This window comes from Spirillospora sp. NPDC046719 (assembly GCF_040645715.1).
Taxonomy (GTDB): domain Bacteria; phylum Actinomycetota; class Actinomycetes; order Streptosporangiales; family Streptosporangiaceae; genus Spirillospora.
In genome coordinates, this window is sequence record NZ_JBEYYT010000525.1 from 1 (window position 1) to 5,655 (window position 5,655).

The 5,655-nt window shown below is 76.5% G+C and carries 5 protein-coding genes; 4 read left to right on the plus strand and 1 reads right to left on the minus strand.

Annotated features, from left to right (window positions below; translation table 11 throughout):
- Positions 1–16: 16 nt before the first annotated feature.
- Positions 17–1,225, minus strand: coding sequence for a M20 metallopeptidase family protein (locus tag ABZ914_RS44970; protein WP_500200822.1), 1,209 nt, complete (start codon positions 1,223–1,225; stop codon positions 17–19).
- A gap of 70 nt (positions 1,226–1,295) precedes the next feature.
- Between ABZ914_RS44970 and ABZ914_RS44975 the strand changes: the two genes are divergently transcribed.
- The 4 genes from ABZ914_RS44975 (at position 1,296) to ABZ914_RS44990 (ending at position 5,295) form a co-directional block, all read left to right on the plus strand.
- Positions 1,296–2,393 carry an Lrp/AsnC family transcriptional regulator gene (locus tag ABZ914_RS44975; protein ID WP_500200823.1) on the plus strand — a complete coding sequence of 366 codons (1,098 nt, stop codon included), beginning with the start codon at positions 1,296–1,298 and terminating at the stop codon, positions 2,391–2,393.
- Positions 2,394–2,517: 124 nt separating this feature from the next.
- Positions 2,518–3,057 carry a MarR family transcriptional regulator gene (locus ABZ914_RS44980; protein WP_190865249.1) on the plus strand — a complete coding sequence of 180 codons (540 nt, stop codon included), beginning with the start codon at positions 2,518–2,520 and terminating at the stop codon, positions 3,055–3,057.
- Between the two features lie 217 nt (positions 3,058–3,274).
- Positions 3,275–4,522 (plus strand): PP2C family protein-serine/threonine phosphatase, encoded by a 1,248-nt coding sequence (locus ABZ914_RS44985; RefSeq protein ID WP_500200824.1) that lies wholly within the window; start codon positions 3,275–3,277, stop codon positions 4,520–4,522.
- A 29-nt stretch (positions 4,523–4,551) separates the two neighbouring features.
- Complete coding sequence (locus ABZ914_RS44990) at positions 4,552–5,295, plus strand: SCO6745 family protein (RefSeq protein WP_500200825.1); 744 nt, start codon at positions 4,552–4,554, stop codon at positions 5,293–5,295.
- Positions 5,296–5,655 lie beyond the last annotated feature (360 nt).

Consider the following 5,655-nt stretch of genomic DNA (forward strand, 5'->3'; position numbering starts at 1 on the left):
GCGCCGGTGGCGGCCGTCACGCGTCCTCCAGGCGGCGCACGGCGAGCTCGGCCAGCAGCGCCGCCGCGTCGGGCAGGACGGCGTCGTCGTAGGCGGCCTGCGGGGAGTGGTTCATCGGCGCGGTGGCCGGCTCGCGGTCGGCGGGGCAGGCGCCGAGCCCGATGAACGCGCCGGGGACCTGCTGGAGGACGAACGAGAAGTCCTCGGAGCCGGCCATCGGGCGCGGGACGTCGAAGACGCGCCCGTCGCCGAACAGGTCGCGGGCGGTGCCCAGCGCGAACGCGGCCTCGTCCGGGGCGTTGACGGTGACGGGGTACTGCTCGACGTAGTCGATCTCGGCCTCGACGCCGTGGGCGGCGGCGATCCCGCGCACGGTCCGCTCGACGCCCGCGCGGACCCTGCGGTGCGCCTCCTCGGAGAACGACCGGACGGTGACGTCCATCGACGCGGTCTCGGGGATGACGTTCCCGGCCGTCCCGGCGTGGATCGAGCCGACGGTGACCACGGCCGGGTCGAAGATGTCCAGCTCGCGGGTGACCATCGTCTGGAGCGCGCCGACCATCGCGGCGAGCGCGGGCACCGGGTCCTTGGCGGCGTGCGGCGACGAGCCGTGCCCGCCCTCGCCGCGCACGATCACGTTGACCGCGTCGGACGCGGCCATCGCCGTCCCGCCGCGGCTGACGACGGTGCCGCGCGGCAGCGCGGTGGAGAACACGTGCAGGGCGTAGGCGGCGACGGCGCGCTCCCCCGCCGCGTCCAGCACCCCCTCGTCGATCATGATCTTGGCGCCGCCCATGCCCTCCTCGCCGGGCTGGAACATCAGCACCACGTCGCCGGCCAGCCGCTCGCGGCGCGCGGCGAGCAGCTTCGCGGCGCCGACGAGGCCCGCGACGTGCAGGTCGTGCCCGCAGGCGTGCATGCGGCCGGGAATCGTCGAGGCGTAGTCGAGGCCGGTGTCCTCCTGGACGGGGAGCGCGTCCATGTCGCCGCGCAGCAGCACGGCGGGCCGGCGGCCGTCCGCGCGGGCGGCGCCGCCGCGCAGCACGGCGGTGACCGAGCTGAGGCCCTTGCCGGTGGTGATCTCCAGCGGCAGCCCGTCCAGCGCGGCGAGGACCTTCTCCTGGGTGCGCGGCAGGTCGAGGCCGAGCTCCGGCTCGCGGTGCAGGGCGCGGCGCAGTTCGGTCAGTTCTTCCCGCAGGTCAGCGGCATCGTCACAGACAGACATGGGGGTATGGTGCGGAAGCGGACCCTTTCCGCCCGGCTTCTGCCGGTATCCACCGCGAGAGGCCGCCCGGATGCCGACATCGACCACCCTCGACGAGCTGGACCACCTGCTCGTCACCGCGCTGCAGACCGCCCCGCGCGCCGACTGGCGGCGGATCGGCGCCGCGATCGGCGTGGACGCCTCCACCGCCGCGCGCCGCTGGGCGCGGCTGACCGGGGCGGGGCTGGCCTGGCTGGCGTGCTTCCCGGCCGCGGTCGACTGGCTGACCCCGGTGGTGGCGTTCATCGAGATCGACTGCGTGCCGGGCCGGCTGCACGCGGTGGCCGCGGAGATCGCCGAGGACCCGCACGTGTTCAACCTGGAGCACGTCACCGGCGGCCGGGACCTGCTCATGACCGTGGTGGTCCGCGACAACGCGGAGCTCGCCCGCTATGTCGGCTTCCGGCTCGGCCGGCTGGACGGCGTCGCCGCGACCCGCACGCAGATCGCCACCACCCTGCACTCCGAGGGCAGCCGCTGGCGGCTCGACCGGCTCGGCCGCGAGCAGCGGGACCTGCTGGCGCGCGACCGCCCCCGCGGCCCGGGCGAGATGGGCGGGTGGGCGCTGCGCGCCGAGGACCAGGAGCTCGCGCGGCTGCTGGTGGAGGACTGCCGGCAGCCCGTCGCGCGGCTCGCCGAGCGCACCGGCCTCAGCCCGACCACCGTGCGGCGCCGCCTCGCCCGGATGCACGGCGGCGGCGCGCTGATGTACCGGTGCGAGGTCGCGCGGTTCCTGTCCGGCTGGCCGGTGACGGTGTACCTGTGGGGCGCGGCGCCGCCCGACGAGGTGGCGCGGCTCGCGGCCCTGCTCGCCGGGCTCCGCGAGACCCGGATGTGCGCGTCGCTGACCGGGTCGGACAACGTGCTGTTCGCGGTGTGGCTGCGGTCGGTGGAGCGCGTCCAGTCGTTCGAGACGGCGCTGCGGCGGCGCTTCCCGCAGCTGACGATCACGGACCGGGCGGTCGCGCTCTGGCAGGTGAAGCTCGCCGGCCAGCTGCTCGACCCGCAGGGCCGGCACCTGCGCACCGTCCCGTTCTGGACGTGGGACGACCCCGGCACCGAGGACGCGCTCGGCGACCTCGTCGCGCGGCTGCGCGAAGGGCCCGGCCCGTCCGGCGCCACCCCCTGACGGGCGTCGTCGTTTATCGTGGTCTACCGTCCGCCACGCGCCCCGTCCCGTCCCGCCGCGGCGGGACGCGCGAGCCTGCGCCGTGCGCGGCCTGGCCAGGGAACTCCATGAGAAAGGCGGGGGCGTGACTCAGCGACGACCGCGGCTCTCGACCGACGACCCGGCGACGGAGGAACCGGCGGGCGGCGGCACGGGAGAGGTGCCGGACGACGTCACCGCCGCCGTGGAGCGGGTGCTGAGCGCGGCCGCGCTGCTGTGGAGCCGCGCCGACCAGGGCCTGGAGCCGGCGGTGTCGCCGATCCAGCTGCGCGCCGTGGAGGCGATCGCCCGGTTCGGCCGGCCGAACCTCGGCCGGCTCGCCGAGGAGCTCGGCGCGATCCCGTCGTCCGCGAGCCGGCTGTGCGACCGGCTGGAGGCGGCGGGCCTGGTGGTGCGGGAGAACGCGGTCGCCGACCGGCGGGAGATCATCGTCCGGCTGAGCAAGCAGGGCGAGCGGCTGTACTCGGAGCTGACCCGGCGCCGCCGGGAGGCGGTGCGCGAGGTGCTCGCGCAGCTGTCGCCCGCGTCCCGGGGGCGGCTGATCGACGCGCTCACCGAGTTCGACATGGCGCGCGAGCGGCAGGACGCGGGCGCGTCCGAGGCGCTCGGCTCGCGGACGGCCTGACCCCGCCGCCCGCGTCCCGCTCCCGCGCGCGCCGCCCCGCCGCACGCGCCGCCCGCAAGTACCGGAGGGAATTCCGGTGCTCCTCGACATCAAGTATTTGCCATGTGGCAAGCTTTTTGGCAGTCTTCCCCTGCGGTTCCCCGTCCCGGTCCGGACGGGCTGCGGAGGAACCATGCCCCCGGGAGGTGGACGGCCCGGACAACGAGATGGGGTCGCAATGAGCACGCACGGCCGCGCGGCCGAGGTCGAACGGGCGCTGCGCACCGCCCCGGCGCATGCGCTCCCGGAGACGCTGGCCGCCCTCCTCCAGCGGGAGCTCCCGCGGATCCGCGGCGCCCGCCTGCTGGTGAACGACTACCACTCGCGCATCCTGCTCCCCGTCGAGCCCTTCCCCACCGCGCCGGGGGGGCGCCGCCGGGGGGGGGCCGGGGCCCCCCCCACGCACCCCGGCGCCCCCGCGGGACGCGCGTTCGTCTCCCGGCGGCCCGTCGTCGAGCCCGTCCCCGCGGACGGCTCCGAAGCGCCGGACGGCATGGACGCCCGGGTGTACTCCCCGGTCACCGCGCGGGGCGAGCGGCTCGGCGTCCTGGAGTTCGGGTCGGCGGGCGGCGACTGGGACGACGGCGAGCTGGCCGAGCTGGCGGAGATCGGCGCGGTGTTCGGGTCGGCGCTGCGGGTCGCGTGGAACCACACCGACCGGTACGAGCGGGCCCGGCGCAGCCAGCGGCTCACGCTCGCGGCCGAGCTGCAGTGGCAGCTGCTGCCCGGGCACGCCTGCACCGGCGACGGCTACACCCTCGCCGGGCACCTGGAGCCCGCCTACTCGATCGGCGGCGACAACTTCGACTGGTCCGCCGAGCACGACCACCTCGCGCTGACCGTCACCAACGGGTCGGGCACCGGCATCCAGGCGGCGCTGCTGACGTCGCTGACGGTCGGGGCGCTGCGCAACGCGCGCCGGTCCGGCGCCGACATCGGCGAGCAGGCGAGCCTGGCCAACGACATGGTGCACGTCCGCTACGGCGGGCGGGAGTTCACCGAGACGCTGGTGATGCGGATCGACCTGGCCGACGGCATGGTGCACGTCATCGACGCGGGCTCGCCGCGGATCCTGCGGATGCGCGGCGCCGAGGTGGCGCGCGTCCCGCTGGAGCAGCAGCTGCCGCTCGGCATGTTCCCCGACACCGAGTACCGGCCGCAGCGGTTCCGGCTGGAGCCCGGCGACCGGCTCGTCATCGTCAGCGACGGGGTGTTCTCCGCGCGGTCCGCGCGCGGCGAGTTCGGCACGCACGCGCTGGAGCAGGCGACCCGCCGCAGCCGCCTGCAGGACGCGGTGGAGGTGCCGCTGACCATCGTGAGCGAGCTGATCGAGCACCACGAGGGCGCCGACCTCGCCGACGACGCCGTGGTGGTCTGCCTGGACTGGCACGGCCCCGCCGCGCGACCCGCCGCCGAGCCGGAGTAACCTCCCGCTTACCCGAGCGAGGAGGCGCGATGGACGGGCTGGACGCGATGGAGACCGTGCGGGCGGCCGACGGCATCATCCACGACGTGGGCGCGGCGTGGATGCTCGACCCGGCGACACCGGAGCGCGGGAAGCGCGCCGGATACGGCAACCCGTTCGCCTTCTACTTCGCGGGCCGCGGCGGGGTCCTCGGGGACGTCGACGCCGGCGTGGTGTCCGCCGCGATGGGCTGGTTCCCGCCGCAGGTCGTCCGGCTCTTCTGGGACGAGGGCGTCGCGGTCGCCGGGGCGCGCGAGGCCGCCCGGCGGTACGCGGTGACGTGCGCGGAATGGGGCCGCGACCACATCGGCGACGCCGGCGGCGAGCGGCTGTGCGAGCTGGCCGGCCGCGTCGTCGAGGCCGCCGAGGGCTCGGGGCTGCCGCTGTTCTGCGGGTGGCGCGCCGAGCCGCTGGTCGACGACGTCCCGGGCCGCACCGCGCAGCTCGTGCACGTGCTGCGGGAGTGGCGCGGCGCGCTGCACCTGGTGGCGACGACGGCCGCCGGGCTCGCGCCGCTCGAGGCCGTGCTCGCCGGCTCCGACGAGGGCCGGGCGCGCTTCCTCGGCTGGCGCGGCGACCTCCCCGACTGCTCCGGGCTCAAGGGGCGCCGCGCGGAGGCGGAGGAGACCACCGACCGGCTCGCCGCCGCCGTGTACGAGCGGGCGCTGTCGCCCGCCGAGCGCGCCGAGTTCGCGGAGCTCGTCCGCGCGGTCGGCGCCGCCGCCCTGGGCTGAGCCCCGCCGGGCACCGGACCGGGCGCCGGGCTGGGCGCCGAGCCGAGCGCTGAGGCGAGCGCTGGGCGCCGAGCCGAGCGCTGAGGCGAGCGCTGGGCGCCGAGCCGAGCGCCGAGCTGGGCGCCGAGCCGAGCGCTGCGCCGACGCGCTGGGGCGAGCCCTGGGCCGACGCGCTTTTTGTCGTCCGGGGCACAAGAACCGTCCGGCGATTGTGTCAGCGGGCGACTGTCGCGGCGGCGGGGCGGCGTTCATTGTTGCCCCGTATCCGTCCGCGTCCGGAAGGAGAACGTGATGGGGCGACCACCCCACCCCGTCGTTCGCCGCCCGTCGCGCCGGCTCGGCGGGCGCGCCGGGGGGGGC

Bases quoted from the DNA above. Each gene is read 5' to 3' on its own strand.
- ABZ914_RS44970 (WP_500200822.1), bottom strand. From the start codon at position 1,225: ATGTCTGTCTGTGACGATGCCGCTGACCTGCGGGAAGAACTGACCGAA.
- ABZ914_RS44975 (WP_500200823.1), top strand. From the start codon at position 1,296: ATGCCGACATCGACCACCCTCGACGAGCTGGACCACCTGCTCGTCACC.
- ABZ914_RS44985 (WP_500200824.1), top strand. From the start codon at position 3,275: ATGAGCACGCACGGCCGCGCGGCCGAGGTCGAACGGGCGCTGCGCACC.
- ABZ914_RS44990 (WP_500200825.1), top strand. From the start codon at position 4,552: ATGGACGGGCTGGACGCGATGGAGACCGTGCGGGCGGCCGACGGCATC.